Source organism: Cupriavidus sp. DF5525 (genome assembly GCF_040149425.2).
Classification (GTDB): domain Bacteria; phylum Pseudomonadota; class Gammaproteobacteria; order Burkholderiales; family Burkholderiaceae; genus Cupriavidus; species Cupriavidus pickettii_A.
Genome location: NZ_CP168266.1, coordinates 2,681,227 through 2,705,650, shown reverse-complemented (window position 1 = coordinate 2,705,650; position 24,424 = coordinate 2,681,227). Strand labels below are relative to the sequence as shown.

Annotated in this window: 26 protein-coding genes; 11 read left to right on the top strand and 15 right to left on the bottom strand. The window is 64.5% G+C overall.

Features of this window, described 5'->3' with window-relative positions; translation table 11 throughout:
* Positions 1–44: 44 nt before the first annotated feature.
* On the top strand, positions 45–1,253 hold the full coding sequence (locus ABNX08_RS33560; protein WP_022537498.1) for an NAD(P)/FAD-dependent oxidoreductase: 1,209 nt from the start codon (positions 45–47) through the stop codon (positions 1,251–1,253).
* A 534-nt stretch (positions 1,254–1,787) separates the two neighbouring features.
* Positions 1,788–2,705: a tripartite tricarboxylate transporter substrate binding protein gene (locus ABNX08_RS33555; protein WP_051369993.1), complete on the top strand. Its 918-nt coding sequence runs from the start codon at positions 1,788–1,790 to the stop codon at positions 2,703–2,705.
* 218 nt (positions 2,706–2,923) lie between these two features.
* Here ABNX08_RS33555 and ABNX08_RS33550 read toward each other — a convergent pair whose 3' ends face one another.
* Positions 2,924–3,304 carry a hypothetical protein gene (locus ABNX08_RS33550; RefSeq protein WP_041681665.1) on the bottom strand — a complete coding sequence of 127 codons (381 nt, stop codon included), beginning with the start codon at positions 3,302–3,304 and terminating at the stop codon, positions 2,924–2,926.
* Positions 3,305–3,965: 661 nt separating this feature from the next.
* Here ABNX08_RS33550 and ABNX08_RS33545 point away from each other — a divergent pair.
* Positions 3,966–4,532, top strand: a complete 567-nt coding sequence (locus ABNX08_RS33545; protein ID WP_022537494.1) for a YbhB/YbcL family Raf kinase inhibitor-like protein — start codon at positions 3,966–3,968, stop codon at positions 4,530–4,532.
* Positions 4,533–4,769: 237 nt separating this feature from the next.
* On the opposite strand, the gene ABNX08_RS33540 is transcribed toward ABNX08_RS33545, so the two are convergent.
* From ABNX08_RS33540 to ABNX08_RS33530, 3 genes are all read right to left on the bottom strand, one after another.
* Complete coding sequence (locus tag ABNX08_RS33540) at positions 4,770–4,958, bottom strand: hypothetical protein (protein WP_349607053.1); 189 nt, start codon at positions 4,956–4,958, stop codon at positions 4,770–4,772.
* Between the two features lie 513 nt (positions 4,959–5,471).
* Positions 5,472–6,479: a bestrophin family protein gene (locus ABNX08_RS33535; RefSeq protein WP_022537492.1), complete on the bottom strand. Its 1,008-nt coding sequence runs from the start codon at positions 6,477–6,479 to the stop codon at positions 5,472–5,474.
* A gap of 71 nt (positions 6,480–6,550) precedes the next feature.
* Positions 6,551–6,991 carry a MerR family DNA-binding protein gene (locus ABNX08_RS33530; RefSeq protein WP_022537491.1) on the bottom strand — a complete coding sequence of 147 codons (441 nt, stop codon included), beginning with the start codon at positions 6,989–6,991 and terminating at the stop codon, positions 6,551–6,553.
* Between the two features lie 152 nt (positions 6,992–7,143).
* Here ABNX08_RS33530 and ABNX08_RS33525 point away from each other — a divergent pair, with 152 nt between their 5' ends.
* The 4 genes from ABNX08_RS33525 (at position 7,144) to ABNX08_RS33510 (ending at position 9,522) form a co-directional block, all read left to right on the top strand.
* Positions 7,144–7,380, top strand: a complete 237-nt coding sequence (locus ABNX08_RS33525; RefSeq protein ID WP_349607052.1) for a GDCCVxC domain-containing (seleno)protein — start codon at positions 7,144–7,146, stop codon at positions 7,378–7,380.
* 253 nt (positions 7,381–7,633) lie between these two features.
* Complete coding sequence (locus ABNX08_RS33520; RefSeq protein ID WP_022537490.1) at positions 7,634–7,858, top strand: DUF2188 domain-containing protein; 225 nt, start codon at positions 7,634–7,636, stop codon at positions 7,856–7,858.
* A 345-nt stretch (positions 7,859–8,203) separates the two neighbouring features.
* Positions 8,204–8,731 carry a DUF3455 domain-containing protein gene (locus ABNX08_RS33515; RefSeq protein ID WP_022537489.1) on the top strand — a complete coding sequence of 176 codons (528 nt, stop codon included), beginning with the start codon at positions 8,204–8,206 and terminating at the stop codon, positions 8,729–8,731.
* A 305-nt stretch (positions 8,732–9,036) separates the two neighbouring features.
* Positions 9,037–9,522, top strand: a complete 486-nt coding sequence (locus ABNX08_RS33510) for a hypothetical protein (protein WP_022537488.1) — start codon at positions 9,037–9,039, stop codon at positions 9,520–9,522.
* A gap of 307 nt (positions 9,523–9,829) precedes the next feature.
* Here the strand turns inward: ABNX08_RS33510 and flgL are convergent, their stop codons facing one another.
* Both flgL and flgK read right to left on the bottom strand, forming a co-directional pair.
* Complete coding sequence (gene flgL, locus ABNX08_RS33505; protein ID WP_022537487.1) at positions 9,830–11,056, bottom strand: flagellar hook-associated protein FlgL; 1,227 nt, start codon at positions 11,054–11,056, stop codon at positions 9,830–9,832.
* 37 nt (positions 11,057–11,093) lie between these two features.
* Complete coding sequence (flgK, locus tag ABNX08_RS33500) at positions 11,094–13,016, bottom strand: flagellar hook-associated protein FlgK (RefSeq protein ID WP_022537486.1); 1,923 nt, start codon at positions 13,014–13,016, stop codon at positions 11,094–11,096.
* A 286-nt stretch (positions 13,017–13,302) separates the two neighbouring features.
* Between flgK and ABNX08_RS33495 the strand changes: the two genes are divergently transcribed.
* Entirely contained in the window at positions 13,303–14,694 is a 1,392-nt protein-coding gene (locus tag ABNX08_RS33495; RefSeq protein WP_374063698.1) for an IS4 family transposase, read from the top strand.
* Between the two features lie 105 nt (positions 14,695–14,799).
* Here the strand turns inward: ABNX08_RS33495 and flgJ are convergent, their stop codons facing one another.
* From flgJ to flgB, 9 genes are all read right to left on the bottom strand, one after another.
* Positions 14,800–15,840, bottom strand: a complete 1,041-nt coding sequence (gene flgJ / locus ABNX08_RS33490; protein ID WP_022537484.1) for a flagellar assembly peptidoglycan hydrolase FlgJ — start codon at positions 15,838–15,840, stop codon at positions 14,800–14,802.
* A 1-nt stretch (position 15,841) separates the two neighbouring features.
* Entirely contained in the window at positions 15,842–16,987 is a 1,146-nt protein-coding gene (locus ABNX08_RS33485) for a flagellar basal body P-ring protein FlgI (protein ID WP_022537483.1), read from the bottom strand.
* A 7-nt stretch (positions 16,988–16,994) separates the two neighbouring features.
* On the bottom strand, positions 16,995–17,693 hold the full coding sequence (flgH, locus tag ABNX08_RS33480) for a flagellar basal body L-ring protein FlgH (protein ID WP_022537482.1): 699 nt from the start codon (positions 17,691–17,693) through the stop codon (positions 16,995–16,997).
* Positions 17,694–17,704: 11 nt separating this feature from the next.
* Positions 17,705–18,490, bottom strand: coding sequence for a flagellar basal-body rod protein FlgG (gene flgG, locus ABNX08_RS33475; protein WP_022537481.1), 786 nt, complete (start codon positions 18,488–18,490; stop codon positions 17,705–17,707).
* 67 nt (positions 18,491–18,557) lie between these two features.
* Positions 18,558–19,301 carry a flagellar basal-body rod protein FlgF gene (flgF, locus tag ABNX08_RS33470; RefSeq protein WP_022537480.1) on the bottom strand — a complete coding sequence of 248 codons (744 nt, stop codon included), beginning with the start codon at positions 19,299–19,301 and terminating at the stop codon, positions 18,558–18,560.
* A 26-nt stretch (positions 19,302–19,327) separates the two neighbouring features.
* A complete protein-coding gene (gene flgE / locus ABNX08_RS33465) occupies positions 19,328–20,578 on the bottom strand; it encodes a flagellar hook protein FlgE (protein ID WP_022537479.1) in 1,251 nt (416 codons plus the stop codon).
* 68 nt (positions 20,579–20,646) lie between these two features.
* Positions 20,647–21,312 (bottom strand): flagellar hook assembly protein FlgD, encoded by a 666-nt coding sequence (gene flgD / locus ABNX08_RS33460; RefSeq protein ID WP_022537478.1) that lies wholly within the window; start codon positions 21,310–21,312, stop codon positions 20,647–20,649.
* Between the two features lie 61 nt (positions 21,313–21,373).
* The gene (flgC, locus tag ABNX08_RS33455; RefSeq protein ID WP_022537477.1) at positions 21,374–21,781 is read right to left on the bottom strand and encodes a flagellar basal body rod protein FlgC; all 408 of its coding nucleotides are present in this window, start codon (positions 21,779–21,781) and stop codon (positions 21,374–21,376) included.
* Positions 21,782–21,804: 23 nt separating this feature from the next.
* Positions 21,805–22,212 carry a flagellar basal body rod protein FlgB gene (flgB, locus tag ABNX08_RS33450; protein WP_022537476.1) on the bottom strand — a complete coding sequence of 136 codons (408 nt, stop codon included), beginning with the start codon at positions 22,210–22,212 and terminating at the stop codon, positions 21,805–21,807.
* A 330-nt stretch (positions 22,213–22,542) separates the two neighbouring features.
* Between flgB and flgA the strand changes: the two genes are divergently transcribed.
* The 3 genes from flgA to ABNX08_RS33435 all read left to right on the top strand — a co-directional run bounded on the left by flgA (position 22,543) and on the right by ABNX08_RS33435 (position 24,381).
* Entirely contained in the window at positions 22,543–23,280 is a 738-nt protein-coding gene (flgA, locus tag ABNX08_RS33445) for a flagellar basal body P-ring formation chaperone FlgA (protein ID WP_051369991.1), read from the top strand.
* Between the two features lie 162 nt (positions 23,281–23,442).
* Positions 23,443–23,751: a flagellar biosynthesis anti-sigma factor FlgM gene (flgM, locus tag ABNX08_RS33440; protein ID WP_022537474.1), complete on the top strand. Its 309-nt coding sequence runs from the start codon at positions 23,443–23,445 to the stop codon at positions 23,749–23,751.
* Positions 23,752–23,919: 168 nt separating this feature from the next.
* The gene (locus ABNX08_RS33435; RefSeq protein WP_022537473.1) at positions 23,920–24,381 is read left to right on the top strand and encodes a flagella synthesis protein FlgN; all 462 of its coding nucleotides are present in this window, start codon (positions 23,920–23,922) and stop codon (positions 24,379–24,381) included.
* The last annotated feature ends 43 nt before the right edge of the window (positions 24,382–24,424 follow it).

Here is a 24,424-nt window from a genome sequence, read left to right as displayed (position 1 = left end):
CTCTGAGGCCGGCAGTATCCAGCGTAAGAAGAGAGGTAACCACTATGAAACGAAATATCCTGATTGTTGGCGGCGGCTTTGCCGGGCTTTGGGCAGCGCTCGGTGCGGCGCGTGTCATCGATATGGAGCGCGAAGCCGGCTCGGATGTCGAAATCACGCTGGTGTCGCCCTACCCCGAGCTTCACGTACGGCCGCGCCTGTATGAAGTCAATCCCGAGCAGATGGCGGTGCCGTTCCTGCCGTTGCTGGATGCCGTCAACGTGAACTTCATTGAAGGCACGGTCGAGCGTATCCATCCCGCGGACCACTGCGTGGATGTCACCACGGCGGGCGGCGAGACGAAATCCGTCAACTACGACCGTCTGGTCCTGACCAGCGGCAGCCGCCTGTTCCGTCCGCCACTGCCCGGCCTGGCCGAGCATGCATTGGCCGTGGACCAGCTCGGCGACGCCGTCGAGCTGCGCGAGCACCTGGAAAGCCTGGCTTCGAAGCCGGACACTGCGGCCCGCAATACCTTCGTTGTCGTGGGCGGTGGATTCACGGGGCTTGAAGCGGCAACGGAACTGCCGGAGCATCTCCGTACCGTCCTCGGCGAAAACGTCCGCCCGCGCATCATCATCGTGGAGCGCTCGGACGCCGTCGCTCCGGATCTGGGCGCCGGTCCGCGGCCGGCGGTCATCGAGGCACTGAATCATCTCGGCATCGAAACCCGCGTAGGCGCGGGCGTGGTGTCGGTGGATGCCGGCGGGGTCGTCACAGCTACCGGCGAGCGCATCGACGCCAACACCGTCATCTGGACGGGCGGCATGGTGGCCAGCGGATTGACCGCGCAGGTATCGCCGAACGTTGATCGCCAGGGCCGCATGGAAGTGACTGGCGATCTTCGCGTGACCGGTGCGAAGGACATCTTTGCCGCAGGCGACGTGGTGCGGGCACTTACCGACGACGAGGAGCACTACTCGCTGATGTCGTGCCAGCACGCGCTGTTCATGGGCCGATTCGCCGGCTATAACGTTGCCGCCGACCTGCTTGGCATCCCGACCATCGAGTACCGCCAGCCTTTCTATGCCACCTGCCTGGATCTGGGCGCGTGGGGCGCGGTCTATACCGAAGGCTGGGACCGGCACGTCAAGCTGACCCACGCGGAAGGCAAGGCGCGCAAGCAGATGATCAACACACAATGGATCTACCCGCCTGCTCCCGATCGCGAGCAGGCGCTTGCGGCAGGCAATCCCCATATCAGCTACGAATAAGACGTTCTACTTTCTCCCTGTTGGCCGACGCCTTCCCCTCCGGGGCGTCGGTTTTTTCTTGCCCTCCGTCTGGCATCGAGGCAATCGCCGTTCGCGTACCGCTGAAAGGGCCGTGGATCGGCAAGCCGCTTTACCGGATCGTCACATGTCAGCAGCCCGGGCGGCGTACTCCCACCACCCGGGGCACCGGCCAGGTTACAGCAGGCAGATCCCCAACTTCCCGTATTACCTCGTTGCCATACGGGCGCAAGCCAGCCGCCCGTGAGAGCGCGTTCGTCCCTGCGTCCTGAAGTCATCTGTCAGGCGTTGGCCGCGTGCGCGCTGTTTCCGGGCCAATCAGTTTTGCCACCGTGATGGGCGCACGCAAGAAGTACTAAGGAAGCACAGCCCCTCTCATGCAGTTCGAATTGGCAATAAGCGCGGGCGTAGAATCTCACCTGAAGACGCCATCGAGAGACGTCACGTCATCGACAATCATTTGAGGAGATTCCATTGAAGCCGTCGAGGAACCACTTGGTTGCGCTGCTGCTGGCCATGTCCAGCACCGCCCACGCCAGCTATCCGGACCGCCCCATCAAGCTGATCGTGCCGTTCCCGCCCGGACAGGCCACTGACATCTTTGCACGCGCCCTGGCCGAGAAGCTTGGCAAGCAGCTCGGTCAGTCAATCGTGGTGGAAAACCGCGCCGGTGCCGGCGGCAACATCGGCATGGAAGTGGCTGCGAAAGCCCCGGCCGATGGCTACACGCTTGTCATGGGCGGCAGCGCAATGGCCATCAACCAGACGCTTTACAAGAAGGTTAACTACGATCCACGCCAGGACTTCGCGCCGATCTCGGGTGTGTTCTCGGTGCCGTTGATCTTCCTGGCCACGCCGCAATCGGGCTTCACGTCATTGCGCGACCTGATCGCCAAAGCCAAAGCCGCGCCGGGCAAGTACAGCTACGCCAGCGCCGGCATCGGCGGCACTCAGCACCTCTCTGCAGAAATGCTCAAGGCACAGACCGGCGTGTTTATCGTGCATATTCCCTACAAGGGCAGCGGCCCCGCGCAGGCGGACTTCCTGGGCAACCAGATTCCGCTGATGGTCGATTCCGTCACCGCCGCGATGCCGCTGATCCAGACCAACAAGGCCGTGCCGCTGGCCGTAACAACGTCAAAGCGTGTGCCGCAGTTGCAGTCGGTGCCGACTGTGCGTGAAGAAGGCGTACCGGGTTTCGAAGCGCTTGGATGGGCGGTGATAATGGCGCCCGCGGGCACGCCGCCGGCTATCGTCAAGCAACTCAATGCGGAGACGGTGAAGGCGCTGCAATCGCCTGATCTGCACAAGTTCATTACCGACCGAGGTTCGGAGCCGATGCCGATGACGCCGGTTGAGACGGGAAAGTTTGTGGATAGCGAGATTCGGAAATGGGCGACGGTAGTGAAGCGGTCGGGAGCAACGGCCGATTGAGGGCCCATTGGTTCAGAGCGCGGCGGCGATTACGCCGAAGGCATAGACGAGCTGGTGTTCATGGCTGCCTTTCTTGAGAGCGAGAGCCTCGTGCTACCCGGCGGCGCTGGCACGCTTGCACGCATGAACCATCGCGGGCCCGGCAGGCCGCCGATCGGTTGCAGCGACTGCTTTCAGAAAGGACCCAGCGACGAGGCCGCGACCAAGGTGCTTGGCACTCAGAAGTTCGCCTCGATGGCCATCCTGGCGCCCTCGGGCACCTCGTTCGGAATGACCCGGTGCGCAAGAATCGCGTAGCTTCGAGCAGCCGCCACTGCCGTGGGATTCACCAGCCGCTTCGGGCCTCCCAACCACGCAAAATGATCTCTCCCGTCGTCACTACTGAACCAGGCAAAGTCGCCGATGCAGTCAAGGCCGCGCTTCACCATCTTCAGCAGCGCCAGTGCTTCCTCTGAAACACCTAGGTGCCGTCCTGTGTCATGAATGACCGTGGCCAGATTGCGGAGCTTGTTGGTCGAGGTGCCTTCCCCGTTCGCCTGGCCAGGTAACAGCTCGACGACCAGAATCCCCCTGTGCGCAGTGATGCGTGCATGCTGCATAGATCCTCCCAACGGATGCCTGTCGCCTTACGACCTTCTGCATTGACCTAGCAAGTTTTCGGCCAGGCCTTGCCAAATGTGCAGCTTACAGTCCCTGCATGACATTACGACGCGGCGTTGACATGCGGACGCGGCATGGGGCGCGGCGATCGACGGCCGGCGGGCCCCGCCAGGCCAAGCCGATTGCTGACGCCGGTGTGGCGGGATTGGTGCGGTGTTGGTACCGGCCCGGCAGTTTCCGCTGACCGTTGGACTGCAGGCGACTCGCCCTGCTGGCCGGGAGCGAATGGATCTCGTTGTTTGCCGTCGTCGTGACGGCAAAGCAGGCACGAAATTGGTGCACTCATTCAATGCAGCTGGGAGAAGTCCCAGCATCGAATGCGCCCGCCCTCGCAGCCGACTTGGTGCACAAGACGTGCGCCAAGGCGGCCCGCAAATCACACCAGCGCAACCCGTCACTCCTATGGCAAGGCACTGCCCTATCCTTGCTATTGGAGGCTGCGCGCGGCAATCCTGCCGTCGGGCATAGGAATAGGCTGTTAATCAGGATCGCGTCAAGAAAGCGAGGGAAATCGGCCCTTTGCCGATTTCCCCGAGTCTTGCCGCCAGGCCCGCAGGCGAGCCGGTTCGCTCGCCACCCGACCCTTCCTGGAGGATTCGAATGACAATCGCTAGCGCAGTTTCCGCTCCGCTAGCCGGGGCGTTGATGTGCCTGTGCATCGGCAACGCCAACGCCATCGGCATGCAGGTGTCGTCCACTTCGTACGCCGAGGGAGCCACGATCGCTTCGCTGTATGCGCATGATGGCATTGGCGGCGACCAGAAGCCCTGCGGTGGCAAGGGCGTGTCGCCGCAGGTCTCGTGGTCGAAGCTTCCCGCGGGCGCAAAGTCCGTCGCCATCCTGATGTATGACATGGACGGCGCCGCCGGTCTCGGGGTCTCGCATTGGGTCGCCTACAACATTGCCGCGAATCGCGGTCAGCTGAAGGAAGGCGAAGGCAAGGCGGACGGGCCTGGCATCGCAGTCGGCAAGAACGTGCGTGGCGAGGCGGCGTACCGCGGTCCCTGCGCGCCAACCGGCGAGACGCCCCACCATTACGTCGTTACGGTCATCGCGACGGATCTGGAGCCGAACCTGCCTCCTGGCATGACGCGCGACGAACTGATGGCTCTGCTCAAGGGGCATGCCCTGGAGGCCCAGAGCTTTGTCGGACGGTTTGGGCGGTGAAGGGCCCGGAGCTTCCGCTTCGGCCGAACTTCAGTCGCGCATGGAAGTATGTGCGAACGTCTGTAAATCGATAGCAGGCGGCAGGTGTGCTGCTGGTCAGCTAACGTCATTTTCTACCGACGAGATACTGCACCCCTTCCAGGCCAGATCGCTCTGAGTGCCGGACGGTGGCAACGGGACCACTTGCCGTCTGCTGCGCCACCATGGGGCGACATACGAGCTTTATGTTTGAAAATTCTACGGCACCGTGTTCATTGGCATGCGCCTATGGCAAACGATGCTATCGCCGCTGCCATGGCGCCATTGGGCTAGCGCCGGATCGCCTTGCACGTTGACCCCCAGGGCCACCACGGCCAGGTCGCCAGCCATTGCGCGCATCGGGGCCGGCGCAATGCCCGCCGCCAGGGCATCGCCGAGTTGATGCACCCATGGCTCCCGAACTCTCCCCCTGGCTGCCGGCGACCAGGAGCAGGCCCGTCGGTTGCGATACTGCCGCGCAGCCATCAGTTGCCACGCAGTGGGGTTCAGCATATCGTGGAAAACCGATATCTCGACGCCGGCACTATCGAAATCGACTGCGGTTCGCGCTGACAGCGCGACTGACTCGCCGTTCAAAGGAGATATCCATCACCGCCCCTTGCGTGAAGCGCTCCCGGGGATAGTGTTCAAGTGCGACACGCGTCGCACTTGAACACTAGTTGCCTTCAGGGTCGACGCTGGCATTATGTTTGCCACTGGATTTCCTCACCACCTCAGTCTTTGCGTCGTTCTGGCACGAGGCATCCTGCAACGTGACATGCCCCGTGGCGCTTCGACATTAATAGATGGCCTGGCCCGCGGCATTTGTGGCCATGACGAACATCGCGATTATCAGATGTCTCAGAGCGCGAACCCCTCGTCAGCCATCGCGACCCGATATGGCCATCTCGCTTGAATGGTCTAGAGGACAATACCGTGCTCGGCCGTTGGCGCGGGGAAATCGCGCTTCTCGCCAAGCATGTCCATGAGTTCGTGTTCGATCTTCCGGCAGATCTGTGCCATGGGCACATCATTGGCGTTTCCTTCGAACGGGTTCTCCGTGCTTTCGCCCACTTGCTCCAGCGCGAGGCACATCCACGAGATCATCGTGCTGAATGGAATGACCAGCCAGATCATGTTGCCATGCATGATGCCTGAAACGTTGGCATTGAGCTTTTCGAACTCCGTAAGAATGCCAAAAGGCAGCAGCAGGCAAAAGGTACGGACAAAGAGCTTATTGATGACCGCATATTGCCTGGGATACGGAAAGTCCTTGATACGCTCCGCCCGTCCTTGCTGCGCGAAGAAGCCCCTGAGCGATCCTGCCAGCTCCAAATAGAAGGCATTGCCGATTTCGCCGGCGTCAAGCAACCACTTGATCCTCGCTGACTGCGTTCCGAGCAACCGGGTTGTCTTGATCTCGGCGTGCAAAACCGAGTCGAGCTCGGCCTGGGGCAGATACCGCGCAAGCGCCTGTTCCAATGGAGTCTCCCATTCTGGGACCCGGTAGTACTTCCGGTACTCCAAGTTGGATACCTTGCCCGCATTTTCCCAGATCCTTGGGGTTCTCAGTTGATAGCGGAGCGCCGTCAGCCACGCGCAATGCCGGAGAATCAGTTCCCGCCCGGCCGCCTGCCCTGCCAGAAGGTCCCGGCTCATCACACCCAGAAACCGGCTGCCATTCAGGATATCAGTCCAGATCTGCTGTGCCTCCAAGGCCCTGCTGTAGGTCTGCACGTTCCGGAAACCCACGATGAATGACGTGGCGGTGCCCAGCAGCACCACAACCGAGACCGGGATCGACAGCCATTTCAGCCCGAAGAACTGATAAAGGACAACGGGCAGCGAACCGCATGCCAGCGAAGCATAAAGTTGCCGTCTCGACCAGAACGTGAACTCGGATAATGTGTACGATTTTCCCAGGTGCATGGTGCGCATCTCGCGGCGGTGTGGCAAGTCGCAGGGAAAACGGCCGAACCGTCTCAGTCAGCGGACCTCGTTCACCGACGCCGAAATGGAGCGTCGCGAGCGTTCTCTGATCTCATGTTGGCAGACAAGGTGTCAATCAAGGGGCAAGAAGCCTCATTGCCATTGGCGTGGCATTGCCCAATGAGATTCTTCAGTTCCGCTCGCAATCGTCGCAAATCCTTCAATCTTTCCTCCACAAGACTGAGCTTTTGCTCGGCCAGTGCGCGGGCTGTGCTGCACGTGCCGCCATCGTTCTGTCGCAGCAGTACTCGGACTTCATCCAGGGTGAACCCGAGCGACTGGGCCTGGCGAATGAAATGAAGCCGCTGCAAGCTCTGTTGCGAATACTGGCGAATGGCGCCATAGGCACGCTCTGGCACCGGCAGCAGCCCGCACCGATGGTAGTAGCGTACCGTCTCCACGCCAACACCAGCCGCCTTGGCCAGCTTCCCGATTGTCAGTGTGTGCTCCATCGCTTGACTCCGTACCTTGGTACGGACCTAGGCTATTCCTAAACCGCACATAAGGGAAGGGCGAATTGCATTTCGATGGGCAACGCCGGGGATCAGGTCGCCAGGCACGGTGACCGTCTACTGCCCATCGGCAGTGATGGCAAAGGAAAATGATGAGCGCCGTCAAGCTGCAGTCAATCATCACCTGCCCCAAGTGCGCGCATGCAAAAGAAGAAACTATGCCCATTGATGCCTGCCAGTGGTGCTATGAGTGCGAGCGCTGCCACGCGGTACTAAGGCCCAAGGCCGGTGATTGCTGCGTCTTCTGCTCGTATGGCACCGAAAGGTGCCCGCCCATGCAGCAACAGTCTTGCTCGTGCTGTTCGCCGACGTCTGGGACTTCTCGCTGAATCGCATCACTCACGCAGGCCATTGCTGTTCCAGGCCAGAATTCGACGGGCGCGATCAACGAGATCAGTGGACGAAATGGTAGCTCTTCTGTTGCCGGCGCAGGCACAGCGATGCATGACGTACCCTCGATGCGGCTTCTCCCGGATGACCAGCTCTTACCCAGCCACGCTTGTCCGCGGGAACGTGTTTTTGCTCGACAGTACGCGGCGACGCCCGTTACACGTCGCGGGAAAAATTTAGAGAGGGGTCATTATGCAATCGCGGATCATTCGCGTTCTGCCCGCAGAACATGGTTGGGCATTGGAGTTCGGCGAACTCAATATAATGGCCCAGAGATTTCCGACCATGGAAGCGGCAATCGCTGCGGGTTGGGACGTGGCCAGGCGAGAGAACGCCGAATTGCACATACATCGTCACGACGGGGATGTGCACTTGCACAACGCGTGCGGCGACAAGCAACGGGAGCCGCAGCGGTGACGCCGCACTAGCCCGCCGGAAAAATTCCGCCAATCAGTCCAAAATTGGCCAATGGCCGCGTTGACCGAAGCTTCGGTCGTTCGCAGAGTGGGCGTGCGAACGTCCGTAGGGGTCGGGAAGCGCCGACCGGCGCCCTCCACTCAGTTGGCCGCAGTCGGCCCCCATCGCTCTCACCGCCGCCGCTATTCTGAAAAGCAACCCGCCGGATTTTTGCAAGTGGGTGCCGGGACTCGTTCGCCGATGGTGTCCGCCCTGCTGGCCGGCACCGTCCGGACCCGCGCGGGCGCAACTGGCAACGTGGCTCGGGAAGTACTATCCTCCCATGGGCTCAGGTAAGGAGGCCAGATGTCGCAAAGTTCTCGGCATTTTCGCAAAGCGAATCTCACTGTTCTCTGCGTGGCAGGCTTGCTCGTTTCGTGTACCACACCGAGGCTATCGGCTCCGCCCGAACTCCAACCCGCCGACGCGCGTGGAACGATCGCGGTGCTGCACGCATCCGGTGTACAGATTTATCAGTGCAAGCGCGCGAGCGACGGCCGGTTGCTATGGACCTTTTCGGCCCCGGAAGCAACCCTGAAGGACGACACCGGACAACTCGTCGTCAAACACTACTCTGGGCCGACCTGGGAAGCGCCTGACGGCAGCAAGGTGACCGGCAAGGTGCTGCGACAGACGCCCAATGCGCAGGAGCCGGACAGCATTCCACTCTTGTTGTTGCAGGCAACGAGCACCGGCGGGGCTGGCCTGCTTGCGAGGACGCGTTACGTGCAACGGCTGAATACGCAAGGCGGACAGGCCCTCCCTCAGGCCTGCACCCAGGAGGGACAGGAGAATCGCATGCCGTATCGGTCGGACTACGTCTTCCTGGAATAGGCAAGGTGAGGCTGGCAGGTGCCGTGCCGGTTAGGTGCTGCCCGCTGGCAGTGGCCTGCTGGTTGTACAGTTTGGTGACACCGCAAGTCCCGTAGTATTGAATCAACCAGGGCACTGTCGCTACGTTCAGAATCGCATCCTTTCAATAAAGACGAGAAACCCGCGCCCGGCTAGGCGGCGCGGATATCGTCAACGCATGGGCTTGGGAGGCTCAGAAGGGCTGGTGTTCAGAGGACGAACTAGATTGGCTCATCCGACGGCTCGGCGTGCTGCTGCAGGCAAAAGCAGATGGCTAGGAGGGAAGCGTGCCGCTTCAACTGAAGGATGCCATCGACAAGCTGTACCGCCCGCCGAAGGACGGTACACGCCAGGTGTTGGCTGTGTCGAGGGATGTGGCGGAGAGGCTGCCGCGATTGGGGTCGGTTGCAGTCATCTCCGTGACTGCGCCTGGAAGGCCACCGGCTAGCCTAGGTGGTTTCGAGCGCGTCCTACGGCAAAGTTTCGCGGACGTAGACTTCATGAACCCGGACCTTTCGGCTAGGGCCAAGGAGAAGCTCGCATATGCCTTCCGGCCGGAGCATGCAGAAGCGATTCGGGAGTTCGTGCAGGAGCTACCGGCGCAGGTGACAACTATCGTCGTGCACTGTGAAGGCGGGTATTCGAGGTCGTGCGCAATCGCGCTGGCACTGAACCGGCTATATGGCTACTCCACCGAGATAGAACGCACTGCCCATGCGAATCAGTCAGTCGCGAATCTGCTCATGCAGATCCACACCCGCCGTGGCGACTGACCTCACCTTTTTGCCGCGTGGGTCCGATGGTGGTATATATTGAAAAAGACGCATTGAGGTTTGGCTACCTCTCGACTCGTCCGACGGGAGCGCGTCCGTAATGACGGCGCAAGGGTCGAGAAGGTAAGCGGAAGCCACATTTCGGAGCCGTATCAGTCGACTTCCAAAATGTGCCTAAAGGTTGAGAAGCCCATACGCGGCGCGGGTTTCCGGGCGATTTTGGCCTCCCCTCTCAACCTTTAATAGGTTGCTTCTCAACCTTTAATACTCCGGCACAACGGTTGCCGGCTATGAGATAAGCCGCAACCTACAGAAACTTAAATAAATTCATCCCCTGAATCTGCATAAACGACTGCTGCGCCCCCTGCAGCGCCATCTGCCGCTGGTAGTACTCGGTAATCGCCGCCGCATAGTCCAGGTCCTGGATACCAGATAGCGTCTGCGAATATGTCAGGTCGCGGTTGGTCCCCACATCATCCAGCGCATCCAGCTCCTGCATGCGCGAGCCCACCGACGAACGCACCGTCAGCACATTGTCGAGCGAGTTGGAGAACTGGCGCGTGGCGGTGGCCAGCACGTTGTTGAGGTTGGCCTGGCTGCTGGCGGTGGAGTTGGGCTGGCGCAGCGTGTCGATCACGGTCTGCAGGTTGGCGAACATGTCGGTGCCGGCCTCGCTGGCGGGCTGCATGGTCAGGGTGTCGCCGTTCTTGGGATCGCCTGTGACGTTGAAGCTGACACCGCCCACTTCGATATGTGCCGGCGAGTTGTAGGCGAGAGGGCCCGCCACCACTGGCGGCGGAGCCGGCACTGACAGGTCGGTGACGCTGTATTCCATCTGGCCGGCGGCGTTGGCCTGGAAGGTGACCTGCAGCGAATGGCCGTACAGCGCATTGCTCGGATCGGTGGTGGATACCGTGCCAAAGCTGGCGCTGCCGGTATTGGCGCTGTTGCCCTTGACCACGTAGCCGGCGCCGCCAGTCACGCTCATGAAGACCTCGCGGCCGTTGTTGCCGGCCGGCATCTGGCGGGCCACGTCGACCTGCAACAGTTGCTGGCCGGTGTCGCCGATGTAGTTGCCGGCACCAGTGCTCTGCGTGAACGGCGCATTGCCGGAGCGGGTGCCGCCGAACAGGTACTGCCCGTTGCCGTCGTCGGAGTTGGCCAGGCCGAGCAGCTGGTTGTACAGGCCTTCGAGCGAGGTTGCCACCGAGGCACGGTCGCTGTCGCTCATGGTGCCGTTGCCGGCCTGCACCAGCAGCGTCTGGATATTCTGCGTGATGGTGGTGACCGACTGCAGCGCGTTCTCCTCTGCGCTCAGGGCGATATTGGCCTGGTTGCGCGAGGTGGCGTACTGGCCGTTGACGGCCTGCGCCTGGCTAACGCCCAGCGCGCGCGTGGCGCCGACCGGGTCGTCGGAGGGCGTGAGGATGCGGCGGCCGGTGCCGAGCTGCTGCTGGATATGCAGCAGCGAGCCCTGCTGGTAGTTCATCGACGCCAGGCCTTGCTGGTACAGGGTGGAGCTTGCAACGCGCATGGTGATTTACCTCTCGAATCCGTAGGGCTTGAACGATTCAGACGCCGATGCCGATGATGGTGTCGAACAGCGAGCTGGCGGTCTGGATGACCCGCGCGTTGGCCTGGTACAGCTGCTGGAAGCGCAGCATCGACACGGTTTCCTCGTCCATATTGACGCCGGACACCGACTGCTGCGCGGTCTTGATCTGGGTGGTGATGCTGTCCTGCGAGGCCGAGGCGATCTTGACCGACTTGGCCCGCGTGCCGACGTCGTTGACCAGCTGCGCATAGGCTTCGCTGAAGCTGGACACGCCGCCGATGGTCTTGGCGTTCTGCAGCTTGGCCAGCGTCAGCATGTTGCCGTTGTCCTTCACCCCGCCGGCATTGCTGCCCAGCGTGAACGAGTCGCCCGCCTTGGGCGCGCCGCCGAAGCTGAACGTCAGGCCATTGATGGTGTAGTCGGTATTGCTGCCGTTGGGCACGCCGACCGGCGCCGGCACCAGCGGCGCACCGCCGGCGTCGGTGAAGACGTAGTTGGTGCCATCGAAGGTGGCGGTGATCTTGCCGGCCGGCAGCGTAAAGCCCGGGGCGACATTGCTCAGGCTGGCGGTGCCGCTGCCCTTGTTGGTGGCCGCCGCATCGGCGCGTGCCGGCGAGGCCGCGGCGATCTTGGCCGGGTCGGTAATCGCCATGTCGAAGCCAGTGGCGGCGTTGCGCGTGGGCTGGATCGTGAACGAATCGTTGGTGCCCATCGCCGCGTTGATCTGCACGGAGAAGCCGTCGGCGGTGAACGCCAGCGGATAGGTCGCGCCGCCCCCCGGTACCGGCGTGACCACCTGCTTGTTGTCTGACAGCCGCGTCAGCGTGTAGTTGGTGCCGTCGAAGTGCAGGGAGTAGTCGCTGGTGGTCAGCGCCGAGGCGTTGTTGATCGTGGCCGTTGCGACCGTGGTAATGGCGGTGTTGTTAGCGTTGGGCAGCACGGTGGCGGTGCCCAGCTTGAACATGTCGGTGCCGACGGCGCCGTTCAGGTCCATGCCCAGCTTGTGCTGCGCGTTGAAGCTCTCGCCGATCGCCAGCGACAGGCGGCCGATCGCGCTCTGCGCAGCATCCAGGGTCTCGGTGCGGAACTGCAGCAGGCCGCCCAGCGAGCCGCCCTTGATCGCGCCCGCCTCGCTTTCATACACGCTGCCGTTGGGCAGGGTGTAGGCGACGACGGTGCGGTTTGGATCGGCTGCCGAGGGCACGGCCTTGAGGTCGTACGAGTCGCTGCCCATCACCAGCGGCTGGCCGTTGCCGACGAACACGTTGTAGGTGCCGCCGTCCTGCACCACCACCTTGGCGCCGACCAGCTTGGTCAGCTCGGCCACGGCCTGGTCGCGCTGGTCGAGCAGGTCGTTGGGCGGCTGGCCGCCGGAAGCGGCCTTCAGGCGCGTGATTTCCTGGTTCAGGTTGGCGATCTGCTTGGTGTAGGCATTGACCTGTGAGACCGCGGTGCCGACCTGGTCGTTGACACCGGACTGCAGCTGCTTGAAGTAGTTGCTGGCCGAACGAACCTGCCCCACCAGCGCCTGGCCGGCCGAGAGCATGCCCTGGCGCGCGGCCGGATCGGCCGGCGTGTCGGCCACGGCCTGCACCGCCGCGAAGAATTTCTGCATCAGCGGTGCCAGGCCGCCCTTCTGGTCGGCCAGCAAGTTGTCGATCTGCGCGATCTGGTCCGAGTACGCCGCCAGCGATGCGCTGGCCGAGGTGGCGCCGCGCAGCTGGCCGGTCAGGAACTCGTCATAGACGCGGATCACCGTGGTGGTGTTGGAGCCGTAGCCGTAGAAGCCCTGGCTGGTGTACTGGCCGCCGGCCGAGGCCACGATGGTGTTCTGGCGCGAGTAGCCCTCAGTCGCCGAGTTGGCGAAGTTGTGGCCGGTCGTCGTCAGCGCGTTCTGCGCGGTGTTCAGGCCGGAAAGACCAATACTGAAGAGAGACATTGTGCAATGACCCTGGTTTTGTTGGACTGCCGCGGCGTGGGCCGGCGGTGGTGGATGTGGGAGATATCGGCTGGTTGGGGGCGGGACTTTAGTGGGGCGAGTGGAAGATTGGGCATGTTTGCTTAGCTGCAAACGGCGGCGCGTGGCAGGCGCTCGGCCAGGACGCCATCACGTCGCGCCCTGCAAGTTTGCCCCCCTCTCCCGCAGCTTGCCTTTACCCACATCTCGACAGGAAAGGTTGTAAACCGGATTGGACGGTGTTAACTTCGGGTGAAGTTGACAATCAGTGGTGGCAATTTTGCCTGATACGGAAGATCTGGAAGACTGGGCCAGCGACGAATTCGGTGGCGCTCAATTGGGCGATGCACGTCGCACGCAGCGCCTTGTGGCATTGGCGCGCGGACTGGCGCAAAAAGCCCATGTTTCGTTCCCGCAGGCCTTGAGTGGTGCCCAACTCAAGGCAGCATATCGCTTCTTTGATAATGAGGCGGTTGACCCGGACGGAATACTGGCGAGCCACGTCACTCAAACCGTGGGTCGCATGCAGCAGGTACCTGTCGTATTGGCGGTGCAGGACACCACGGAATTCAATCTGGCAAATTTGCCCGCGACTGAGGGACTTGGTCACGGCACGGGCGGCAATTTGCACGGATTCATGTTGCACAGCGTGCTGGCGGTGACGCCTGAGGGCCTGCCACTGGGCGTGTTGAGCATGAAGACGTGGGTGCGTGCGCCGCAAGCATCGGGCAAGGCCAGGCAGCGCCGGGCGCTGTCCATTCGTGACAAGGAAAGCGTGAAGTGGCTGGAGGGGCTGGAATGCCTTGAGCCGCTCAAGATGCAGTGTCCGGACACGCACCTTGTTGCCGTCAGCGATCGCGAGGGCGATGTGTATGACGTGTTCCTGGCGCCGCGCCCAGCGGGGGTGGACTGGTTGGTGCGGGCCGCCTGGAATCGGGGCGTGGACCACCCAGAGAAGTATCTGTGGGAGACGGTTGCTGCGGCTCCTGTACTTGGGGAGACCGTACTGCACGTGCCCAGGAGCGGCGCCAGGCAGGCGCGTAGCGCCCGACTGGCTTTGCGCTGTGTGCCCGTCCAACTGCGACCGCCGCGCAGCCGCGGTGCAGAGGCCCTACCGAGTCTCGAAGTATTTGCCATTCACGCGCTGGAACTCGACCCGCCCGAAGGCGTTGAGCCGCTCGAATGGATGTTGCTCAGTTCAATGCCCACCCAAACGCTGGAAGATGTGCTCGAACGGCTGAGCTGGTACGCCCGTCGCTGGACCATTGAATCCTGGCATCGTGTCCTGAAAAGTGGCTGCCAGATCGAAGCCCGGCAGTTCGGGACGCTGGAGCGGTTCCTGCGGGCCACGGCGCTGTTCGCCGTAATCGGCTGGCGCATCTTGTACGCAACTATGCTGGGCCGGCTCGAAGCCGATATCCCTTGCTCGGTGCTACTGCAATCGCTCGAATGGCAGGCCTTGTACTGCCGCACGCACGGCACAACCAAGCCACCAGAGCAGGCACCCAAACTCAGCGAAGCGGTCCTTTGGGTCGCCAAGCTCGGTGGCTACCTGGGTCGCAAAAACGACGATCCCCCCGGTGCTACTGTCCTCTGGCGCGGCTTCCTCGTTTTGCACGAAATCACCGAAATGTATCGGATCTTCCAGAAAAACGAGTAAGCCGCCGGAAGTTGTGGGTAAAGGCAAGCTCCCGCAGGGCGGGAGTGGGGTGGCCTTGTTCAGGCGGTGTCAGCAACGGCTGGCGCTGGAGCTATGGCCCAGCCCTCAGACCGCCACCTTCTTCATGATCTTCACCAGCTTGTGCCCATACGCCGGATCCGTGGCATAACCCGCGCGTTGCAGCCCATGTGCCGCTTCCTCGGCCGATGCCGCGCTCACCACCCCCGCATAGCGCGGGTTGGTGGTCAGCAGGCGCGCGTAGTCGGCACAGGCTTCGTCATACGAGCCATAGGCCCGGAACTTGGCCCGCACCTTCTGCGGCTGGCCGTCGACATATTCCGTGGTGGTGATCTCCGCCACACGCCCCTTCCAGTTCGCGCCAGCCTTGATGCCGAAGACGTTGAACGTGGTGGAGCCGTCCGCGTGCGTGATCTCGCGCTGGCCCCAGCCGGATTCCAGCGCGGCCTGGCCGACGATCAGCCGTGCCGGCACGCCGCTGGCGCGCGCGGCAGCCTCCGCCGGTGCGGCCATGCGAGCCACGAAGGCGCTGACATGCGCCGGCGCGTCGTCCGGGAGCCGGCCAAGCGAGTCTTCACCCTGGCCGCGGTCGGCATAGGACTGCGGCTGGTACTGGCGCAGGCCCGCCATGGGATTCCAGTTCTGCCCCGGCACGATGGTGCCGATGGCCGGAAGGTCGGCGAGTTCTCCGTTGTCGGAAGGCATGGCACCGGCGCCGCGGCTGTCCAGCAGGCGCGCCATCTCGGCATCCGCGGCCTTGCCCGACTCGGCCGGGCTCATCGCATTCATGCCGGCCGGCATCGGCGTGCCGGCCGCGCGCGCCAGCTGGCGCACCATCACCTCGGCCAGCCCGATCCCGCGCGACGACATCTGCTGCGCGAGCTGCTGGTCCATCATGGACATGTAGAGCTTGCTCTGCTCGTTGTCGAAGATGCCGTCCTGCGGCGTGGCGTCGCGCATGCTCTTGAGCACCATCTGCGTGAACACCGCCTCGAACTGCCTGGCCGCGGCCCGCAGCGTGCTGGCATCCGCGCCATTGCGGGCGCTGTGCTTGAGCGCCTCGAAGCCCTGCGTATCCAGCGCGAAGCGCTGCGTCAGCTCCGCCTGCGGAGGTAGTGCCGTGCTCATGTCAGATCACTTCGAGCTCTGCGCGCAGCGCACCGGCCGCGCGCATGGCTTCCAGGATGGTCTGAAGGTCGGCCGGGGTCGCGCCCAGCGCGTTCAGGCCTTTGACCACGGCGGCCAGCGACGCGCCCGCCTTGACCACCTGCAGCGAGCCACCCTGCTGCCGCATGTCGATCTGCGACACCGGCGCCACCACCGTCTGCCCGCCGCTGAATGGCGCGGGCTGGCTAATCACCGGCTGCGTGTTGATCACCACCGACAGGCTGCCGTGCGCCACCGCGCAGTCTTCCACCGTCACCGCCTGGTTCATCACGATCGAACCGGTGCGGGCGTTCAGGATGACCTTGGCGGCCGCCTTGGCGGGGGTCACGTCGAGATTCTCGATGCGGGCCAGGAAGCCCACGCGGGCCGCTGCCGAGGCCGGCGCGCGCACCTGCACCACGCGGCCGTCCAGCGCCGCGGCGACACCGCCGCCCATCGAACGGTTGATGGCTTCGACCACTCGCTCGGCGGTGCCGAAGTCGGTGTCCTTCAGTTCGAGGTTGAGCACGCCGCCGTCCGGCTGGAACGCCGCGACCGCGCGCTCGACGATGGCGCCGTTGGCGATGCGTCCCACCGCCAGCTGGTTGACCTGCACCTTGCTGCCGTTGGCCGACGCGCCCGCGCCGCCCACCAGCATATTCCCTTGCGCGATGGCATAGACCTGGCCGTCGGCGCCCTTGAGCGGCGTCATCAGCAGCGTGCCGCCGCGCAGGCTCTTGGCATTGCCCATCGACGACACCACCACGTCAAGCTGGCTGCCGGGCTGCGCAAAGGCCGGCAGCGAAGCCGTGACCATCACCGCGGCCACGTTCTTGAGCTGCATGTTCTTGCCGGCCGGCAGCGTGATCCCCAACTGCGAGAGCATGTTGGTCAGGCTCTGCGTAGTGAACGGCGTCTGCATGGTCTGGTCGCCGGTGTTGTCCAGGCCGACCACCAGGCCGTAGCCCACCAGCGGGTTCTCGCGTACGCCCTGGAAGGTGGCCAGGTTCTTCAGGCGCTCGGCCTTGGCGCCGGTGGCGAAGGCGCCGAACGCCACGCCGAGTGCCAGGCTGACCACGCTCACGCGCAGCAGGCGGGACAGGATATAGGCGAGCATGGAAGCGGACATGGCGCGGTCAGAACGGAGAAACATTGAGGAAGAAGCGCTGCAGCCAGCCCATGTTCTGCGCTTCGTCGATCACGCCCTTGGCGGTGTATTCGATGCGCGCATCGGCCACTTGCGTGGACAGCACGGCGTTGTCGCCGGTGATCGTGCGCGGGTTGACCACGCCCGAGAAGCGGATGAATTCGGCGCCCTGGTTGATGGCGAGCTGCTTCTCGCCCGAGACCACCAGGTTGCCGTTGGTCAGCACTTCCAGCACCGTCACGGTAATGGTGCCGTTGAAGGTATTGGCCGCGCTGGCGCCGCCGCTTGCCTTCATCGAATTGGCGCCGCTCATGTTGGCGTTCTGGCTCGCACCGAACAGCCCGCCGAGCGCGCGCGGCACCGCGTCGAACGCCAGCGCGCCGCTGCCGGTGCGGCTGGCGTTGGTGCCGGAATTCTTGCTGGCGTTGACGTTCTCGGTGATCAGGATCGTCAGGATATCGCCCACGTTGCGGGGACGGCGGTCCTCGAACAGCGGATTGCCAGCGTACGACGACTGGTAGATCGACCCGGAGGCCGGCCCCATCGGGCGCGGCTCGGCGCGCGCACTGGTGGGCAGTTGCACCAGCGGCTCGCGCGGCACCAGCGCGCAGCCGCCGCTGGCCAGCAATGCCACGCCGGCCAGGCAATACAGCGCACGCGCGCCCAGGCGGGAAAGCAAGGTGGCCATGTTCACTCCAATCAACCGAGCTGCGCCAGGCGCTGCAGCATCTGGTCGGACGACTGCACGGCCTTGCTGTTGATCTCGTACGCGCGCTGCGTCTGGATCATGCTGACCAGTTCTTCCACGACGTTGACGTTGGAGGACTCGACGTAGTTCTGCTGGACCGTGCCGGCGCCGTTCAGGCCGGGCACGGTGGTATTGGGCGCGCCCGAGGCGTCGGTCTGCACATACAGGTTCTCGCCCATGCTTTCCAGGCCGGCCGGGTTCATGAAGGTGGCCAGCTGCAGCTGCCCCACCTGCACGTTGGCGCTCGAGCCCGGCTGCGTCACCGACACCGTGCCGTCGCGCGCAACGGTTATCGTCTGCGTATTGGCCGGGAGGGTGATGGCGGGCTGGATCACGAAGCCGCTGGAGGTCACCAGCTGGCCGTTCTGGTCGACCTGGAACGAGCCGTCGCGGGTGTAGGCGGTGGTGCCGTCGGGCAGCGCCACCTGGAAGAAGCCCTGGCCGATGATGGCCACGTCCTTGGAATTGCCGGTCTGCTGCGGGTTGCCTTGCGTGTGGATGCGCTCGGTCGCGACCGGGCGCACGCCGGTGCCCAGCTGCATGCCCGAGGGCAGCGTGGTCTGGTCCGACGACAGCGCGCCGGGCTGGCGGATGGTCTGGTACATCAGTTCCTCGAACACCGCGCGGCCGCGCTTGAAGCCGTTGGTCGACACGTTGGCCAGGTTGTTCGAGATCACGTCCATCTGCGTCTGCTGCGCATCTAGGCCGGTCTTGGCAATCCAGAGAGAGCGGATCATGTTGGTCCTTGCTGGGGTCTTGTAAGGGCTTTGCTGGCCCGCTTGTCCGGGCCGCTGCGTCAGGCCATCAGTTGGTCGACAGCAGCTGGTTGGCGCGCTGGTCGTTGCTGTCCGCGCCCTGGATCATCTTCATCTGCATCTCGAAGCGGCGGGCATTGGCGATCATCTCGACCATTGCTTCGGTCGGATTGACGTTGCTGCCTTCCAGCGCGCCCGAGATCACGCGCACGGTGGGATCGGCTTCCAGCGCCTGCGCGCCGGCGCGCAGGCGGAACAGGCCGTCATCGCCGCGCGCGATGGCCTCGTTGGGCGGGTTGACCACGCGCAACCGGCCCACTTGCGCGAGACCTGCCGAGGCTTCGCCCGGGCCGCGCGCGGTGATGGTGCCATCGGTGCCGATGCTCACCTGCGAGCCCGGCGGCACCGCCAGCGGACCGCCATCGCCCATCACGGGCAGCCCGGTGATGGTCTGCACCTGCCCGTCCTGCGACACCTGCAGCGCGCCGGCGCGGGTGTAGGCCTCGCCGCCGTCGGGCGTCTGCACCACCAGCCAGCCGTTGCCCTGCAGCGCCACGTCGAGCGCGCGGCCGGTGTAGGTCAGCGGGCCGGCGCGCATGTCGGCGCCCGGCGTCGACGCCAGCGTGAAGGCGCGCGTGCCGGCCTCCGGCCCGACCACCGGCACCGCGCGGTACAGGTTGACCTGCGCGCGGAAGGCCGGGGTCGAGACGTTGGCCAGGTTGTTCGATACCGCCGCTTGCTGGTCGAGTATCTGCTTGGCGCCCGACAGGGCGGTGTAGATCATGCGGTCCATGGCGGCGGCTCAGCTCAGCGTGGCGATCACAGGTTGACCAGGGTCTGCATGACCGTGTCCTGCGCCTTGATGGTCTGCGCGTTGGCCTGGTAGTTGCGCTGCGCCACGATCAGGTTGACCAGCTGGCCGGACAGGTCCACGTTGGAGGCTTCCACCGCGTTCGAGCGCAGCGTGCCCATGCTGCCGCCGGCCACGCCCAGCAGGGCCTGGCCCGAGGAGCCGGTAGCGGACCAGACGTTGTCGCCTTCCGGCTTCAGGCCTTCGACGTTGCCGAACGCGGCCATCACGATCTGGCCCAGCTTCTGGGTCTGCTCGTTGGAGTAGCTGCCGATGATGGTGCCGTCCGAATCCACGGAGTAGCCCAGCAGGCTGCCCGAGGTGTAGCCGTTCTGGACCAGCTGCTTGACGTCGTTGTCGGCGCCGAACTGCGTAGTGCCGGTCAGGTCCAGCTTCATGGCCATCGGTTGCGCGCCACCGGCGGCCGGCTGCGTCAGCGTGATGGCGCCGGCCGCGGGCGCTTGCAGTGCGCCGGCGTTGTCGAACGCCATCGTGAACGGCGCGCCACCGACCATATTGCCGTTGGCATCGGTCACGTACATGTTCCAGTCGGTGCCACCGGGAACCGTCGGGTGCGGCGGGACCGCGGGCGGGGGTGCGTCCGCGACCTTGGCGAAGTACGCCGTCAGCTGCTGCTTGTTGCCCAGCGAGTCATAGACGTTGATCGCCGTGCTGTAGTTGAACATGCTGGTGGTCGGCGGCGTGCCCGGCGCGCTGGCAAAGGGCGTGGCCGGCACCGTGCTGCGCGAATCCAGCTGGAACTTGGCCGTGATGGTGCTGGTGGCCTGCGGCGCCATCTGCGCGTTGCTGATCACCAGCGGCTGGGGCTGCACGCCAGCGCCGGCGGTCACGCCCGCCGGGTAGCCGGTGACCTGCAGGCCCTGCATGTTGGTGATGCGGCCGTCGTCCTGGCGCTGGAACTGGCCGTTGCGCGAGTAATAGATCGCGCCGTCCGGGCTGGTCATGCGGAAGAAGCCGTTGCCGTTGGTGATGGCGACGTCCAGCGAGCGGCCGGAGGCCTCGATATTGCCCTGGTTGAACGACTGCACCACCGAGTTCACGCGCACGCCCAGGCCGATCTTGCTGCCGGCGTAGACGTCGGCGAACTGCGCGGTGGACTGCTTGTAGCCAACCGTGTTCGCGTTGGCGATGTTGTTGCCAATCACATCCAGATTGGACGCGGCGGCGTTCAGGCCGCTTACCCCTTGACCGAAACCCATGGAAACCTTCCTTTGACTTAGCTGTCGTTGAAGCCGGCCCCGCGCTCGCGCGCGACCGGCGCCTGCGATTAGAGAATGCGGCGCACGTCGTCGACGTTGGCGGTCTGGCCATCGCCGAGATTGACCAGCACGCCGGTCGAGTCGCCGCTGATGCTCTGCACCTTGCCGTAGACCAGTGCCACCGGCTGCACCGAGGCGCCGTTGGCGGTGGCGGTGACCTTGAAGGTGTAGTCGCCGTCGGCCACGGCCACGCCCGCATTGTTCTTGCCGTCCCAGGGGATGTCGTGCACGCCCGCGGTCTGGCCCTTCATGTCGATGGTGCGCACCACGTTGCCATCCTTGTCCAGCACGTCGACGGTGACCGATTCGGCGGTCGACGGCAGGTCCACGCCGATCTTGCCCGGCACGCCGCCCTCGACCGAAACCTGCTTGCCCGGCACCATCACGGTGTGGCCGATCAGCGCGGCGGAGTCCATCGCGCGGCTGGCGCTGACCTGTGCCAGCAGCTGCGACAGCGTGGCGTTCATGGTCTGCATGCTGCTCACCGTGCTGATCTGCGCCAGCTGCGAGGTCAGCTGCGAGTTGTCCATCGGGTTGAGCGGATCCTGATTGTTCATCTGCGTGACGAGCATCTTCAGGAAATTTTCCTGCAGCTCGGAAGCGCTGGCGCTCCCGCTCTTGAGGGCGTCATTGATGCCCTGGGTGTTGCTGCTGACCGAGGAGGTGGTTGTCATGTGGCGGTCCGGCCCTTGCGTTCTGTACGATCTGTTGGAGGCAATCGGATGGAGAGGCTCGTCACTGGCCGATCGTCAGCGTCTTGAGCATCATGTTCTTGGCGGTGTTGAGCACTTCGACGTTAGCCTGGTAGGAGCGCGAGGCCGAGATCATGTTGACCATCTCTTCCACCGGGTTGACGTTGGGCATCACCACGTAGCCCTGGGCGTTGGCCATCGGGTGCGTAGGGTTGTGCACCATGCGCGGCGGCGACGGGTCTTCGGTGACGCCGGCTACCTGCACGCCGCCCACGTCGGTCTGGCCGGGTGTCGGCGCCATGCCGAACACGACCTGCTTGGCACGGTAGGCCTGCCCGTCTGGGCTGACCACGCTGTCGGCGTTGGCCAGGTTGGACGCGGTCACGTTCATGCGCTGCGACTGCGCGGCCATGGCCGAACCCGCGACGTCGAAGATGTTCATTGCCGGCATGCGCTCTCTCCTGACTGCTCGATTTATTGTTGGATGGCGGCCAGCATGGTCTTGATCCTGGAGTTCATCACCGTCAGGCCGGACTCGAAGTGCACGGCGTTGTCGGCGAAGGCCACGCGCTCGGTATCCATTTCCACGGTGTTGCCGTCCGCGCTGGACTGCAGCGGGATGCGGTAGGCCAGGTCGAACGCTTCGCGGCCCGGCGCCTGCGCGGGCAGGTGGCGCACCGAGGTGGTCGACAGCGACATCCCTTCGTTGCGATGACCGCGTTCGACGCTCTGCGCCAGCGTGCTCGAGAAATCGAAGTCGCGCGCCTTGTAGCCGGGCGTGTCCGCGTGCGCGATGTTGGAGGCAATCACCGACTGCCGCTGGTTGCGCAGGCTCAGCGCTTCCTGCTGGAAGCGTAGCGCTGCGTCGAGTCTGTCAATCATCCTGGCATCTCCCTGCTTACGGAACGTAAGCGAACACCAAACTAGCGAATAGCGAAGGGACGACCTTCTTCAGGGTTGCCATCTTAGGCGGGGCCTTGTCACGCCAATCGGATGAATAAGGACGGGAAATCCGTGCATTTCGGCCCGCCCTCGCGCGAGGGGCTGCCTACAATCGGAACCCGATGACTGATGTAGACGGGGTGTGCGGCCAATCACGGGGCAGCGCGCCAGGCATGCCAGCGCAGGCCGTGCCGTCCTTGCCGGGAAGTACAGATGAACCCCAACCGCCGCACTCTCCGCCGCTATCTCCGCCGCCATGGCCGCAGCAAGATGCAAGCCCTGCTGACGGCCTGCCTGCTGTGCACCGCCGCGGCCACCGGCGCCGCGCCGGCGCAGGTGACGCCTGTCGCCATGCAGGCGCCGGCCGGCCAGGCCGCCGGCGCTGCCAGCCCCTTTACCGAGGACCCGGCGCGCGTCGCCGTCGAACGCTTCCTGCTGCAGCAGACCGCCGGCCTGCCGGGCAAGGTCAGTGTGCAGGTGGCGCCGCCTTCGGGCGGCCGCGCGCCGGATTGCGTCGCGCCCGATCCCTTCCTGCCCGCCGGCGCATCGCCTTGGGGCCGGGTCTCGGTGGGCGTGCGCTGCGGCGGCGAGCGGCCGTGGGTGCGCTACATGCAGGCGCGCGTCTCGGTGCTGACCGACTATTACGTCGCCGCGCGCGCACTGGGCCCGGGCGAACCGGTCGGCCACGCCGATATCGAAGTGCGCCAGGGCGACCTGGCCACGCTGCCGCGCGCGGTGATCACCGATCCGGCGCAGCTCGCCGGCGCGATCACCACCAACCGCATCGCCGCCGGCTCGCCGCTGCGCGCCGACCTGCTGCGCAAGGCCATCGCCGTGCGCCAGGGCCAGACCGTTACCGTGGCCGTGGAGGGCGACGCCTTCCAGATCACCAGCGAAGGCAAGGTGCTGGCCGACGCTGCCACCGGCAACACCGTGCAGGTGCGCCTGCGCAACGGGCAGGTGGTCAACGGCCTGGTGCGCAGCGGCGACACGGTCGTGCTGCAGTAGCCCCTAGGAAAGTGCCTTAATCGTGGCCAACAGGCTGGAACCAGGCGGCGCCCGGCGTGCGAAAATGCCGCCGGCCCTGCCGCAGCGCGAATCCGGGGCACCAGCCCCTAAAGATTTCGCAGCCGCGGCCGTAATGCCATAGGAAACCAGCAAGGAACGCCCGTGAAGATCAACCACTCCACCTCGTCCCGGCCCGCCGACGCTCCCGCGGGCGACGCCGCCGCCCGGCCCCAGGCCGCGCCGGCCAGCGCCGCCGCGCCGTCCGCCGGCCTGAGCGTCAGCCCGCTGGCCGCCCAGGTGCGCGAGATCAGCGCCCGCCTGACGCAGGAAACCGACGACGATATCGATACCGCCAAGGTCGAAGAGATCCGCCAGGCCATTGCCGAAGGCCGGATCAAGATCGACCCGGGCAAGATTGCCGACGGCCTGCTCGCCACCCTGCGCGAGCTCGGCCAGGCCGACCCGACCTAGTCCACTGAATCATTGAAATGGTCGGTGAAGGACATGTCAGGCGGGATTCAGCGCTAAGGGCAAAGCGCAGCAATAGCACAGCTATTGCGAGCATTTGCAACGACGCGAGGTGCCCGCCTGACATGGCAGGCACCGACCAATTTCAGTGATTTAGTGGACCTACCCATCATGAGCCAGAGCCTGATCCAGTCCCTGCAGCGCGAAACCGAAGCCATCCAGGCCTTCGGCCAACTCCTCACCGAAGAACGCGACGCTCTCAAGCGCGGCGACTTCCAGTCCCTCAGCGAACTGCTGACGCGCAAGGTAGAACTGGGCCAGGCCCTCTCCCGCCAAGTCAGGGCCCGCGAAGCCCAGATGGGCGCGCACGGCCTGCGCGCCGGCCCCGAAGGCCAGTTGCTCGGCCGCCAGATCGACCCGGCAGTCGCCGCCGCCTGGCGCAAGCTCATCTTCGCCGCACGCGCCACGCGCGACGGCAATGCCCTGAACGGCGCCGTCATCAGCGCGCATCTCGACTTCACCCGCGAAGCGATCCAGGCACTGCGCCAGCATGGCGGTGGTGATGCGGGGTTGTATGGGAAGGATGGGAAGGCGGCGGCGGGGGTTGGTGGGGTCAGTCTGGCGGCAGGCTAGCGTCAAAAGCAGGTTGTGGCTTTGGGTGCTCCAGCAGCACCCG

Excerpts from the sequence above, each read along its gene's own strand:
- ABNX08_RS33560 (WP_022537498.1), top strand. The coding sequence starts at position 45 with ATGAAACGAAATATCCTGATTGTTGGCGGCGGCTTTGCCGGGCTTTGG.
- ABNX08_RS33555 (WP_051369993.1), top strand. The coding sequence starts at position 1,788 with ATGTCCAGCACCGCCCACGCCAGCTATCCGGACCGCCCCATCAAGCTG.
- ABNX08_RS33550 (WP_041681665.1), bottom strand. The coding sequence starts at position 3,304 with ATGCAGCATGCACGCATCACTGCGCACAGGGGGATTCTGGTCGTCGAG.
- ABNX08_RS33545 (WP_022537494.1), top strand. The coding sequence starts at position 3,966 with ATGACAATCGCTAGCGCAGTTTCCGCTCCGCTAGCCGGGGCGTTGATG.
- ABNX08_RS33535 (WP_022537492.1), bottom strand. The coding sequence starts at position 6,479 with ATGCACCTGGGAAAATCGTACACATTATCCGAGTTCACGTTCTGGTCG.
- ABNX08_RS33530 (WP_022537491.1), bottom strand. The coding sequence starts at position 6,991 with ATGGAGCACACACTGACAATCGGGAAGCTGGCCAAGGCGGCTGGTGTT.
- ABNX08_RS33525 (WP_349607052.1), top strand. The coding sequence starts at position 7,144 with ATGAGCGCCGTCAAGCTGCAGTCAATCATCACCTGCCCCAAGTGCGCG.
- ABNX08_RS33520 (WP_022537490.1), top strand. The coding sequence starts at position 7,634 with ATGCAATCGCGGATCATTCGCGTTCTGCCCGCAGAACATGGTTGGGCA.
- ABNX08_RS33515 (WP_022537489.1), top strand. The coding sequence starts at position 8,204 with ATGTCGCAAAGTTCTCGGCATTTTCGCAAAGCGAATCTCACTGTTCTC.
- flgL (WP_022537487.1), bottom strand. The coding sequence starts at position 11,056 with ATGCGCGTTGCAAGCTCCACCCTGTACCAGCAAGGCCTGGCGTCGATG.
- flgK (WP_022537486.1), bottom strand. The coding sequence starts at position 13,016 with ATGTCTCTCTTCAGTATTGGTCTTTCCGGCCTGAACACCGCGCAGAAC.
- flgJ (WP_022537484.1), bottom strand. The coding sequence starts at position 15,840 with ATGAGCACGGCACTACCTCCGCAGGCGGAGCTGACGCAGCGCTTCGCG.
- ABNX08_RS33485 (WP_022537483.1), bottom strand. The coding sequence starts at position 16,987 with ATGTCCGCTTCCATGCTCGCCTATATCCTGTCCCGCCTGCTGCGCGTG.
- flgH (WP_022537482.1), bottom strand. The coding sequence starts at position 17,693 with ATGGCCACCTTGCTTTCCCGCCTGGGCGCGCGTGCGCTGTATTGCCTG.
- flgG (WP_022537481.1), bottom strand. The coding sequence starts at position 18,490 with ATGATCCGCTCTCTCTGGATTGCCAAGACCGGCCTAGATGCGCAGCAG.
- flgF (WP_022537480.1), bottom strand. The coding sequence starts at position 19,301 with ATGGACCGCATGATCTACACCGCCCTGTCGGGCGCCAAGCAGATACTC.
- flgE (WP_022537479.1), bottom strand. The coding sequence starts at position 20,578 with ATGGGTTTCGGTCAAGGGGTAAGCGGCCTGAACGCCGCCGCGTCCAAT.
- flgD (WP_022537478.1), bottom strand. The coding sequence starts at position 21,312 with ATGACAACCACCTCCTCGGTCAGCAGCAACACCCAGGGCATCAATGAC.
- flgC (WP_022537477.1), bottom strand. The coding sequence starts at position 21,781 with ATGCCGGCAATGAACATCTTCGACGTCGCGGGTTCGGCCATGGCCGCG.
- flgB (WP_022537476.1), bottom strand. The coding sequence starts at position 22,212 with ATGATTGACAGACTCGACGCAGCGCTACGCTTCCAGCAGGAAGCGCTG.
- flgA (WP_051369991.1), top strand. The coding sequence starts at position 22,543 with ATGCAAGCCCTGCTGACGGCCTGCCTGCTGTGCACCGCCGCGGCCACC.
- ABNX08_RS33435 (WP_022537473.1), top strand. The coding sequence starts at position 23,920 with ATGAGCCAGAGCCTGATCCAGTCCCTGCAGCGCGAAACCGAAGCCATC.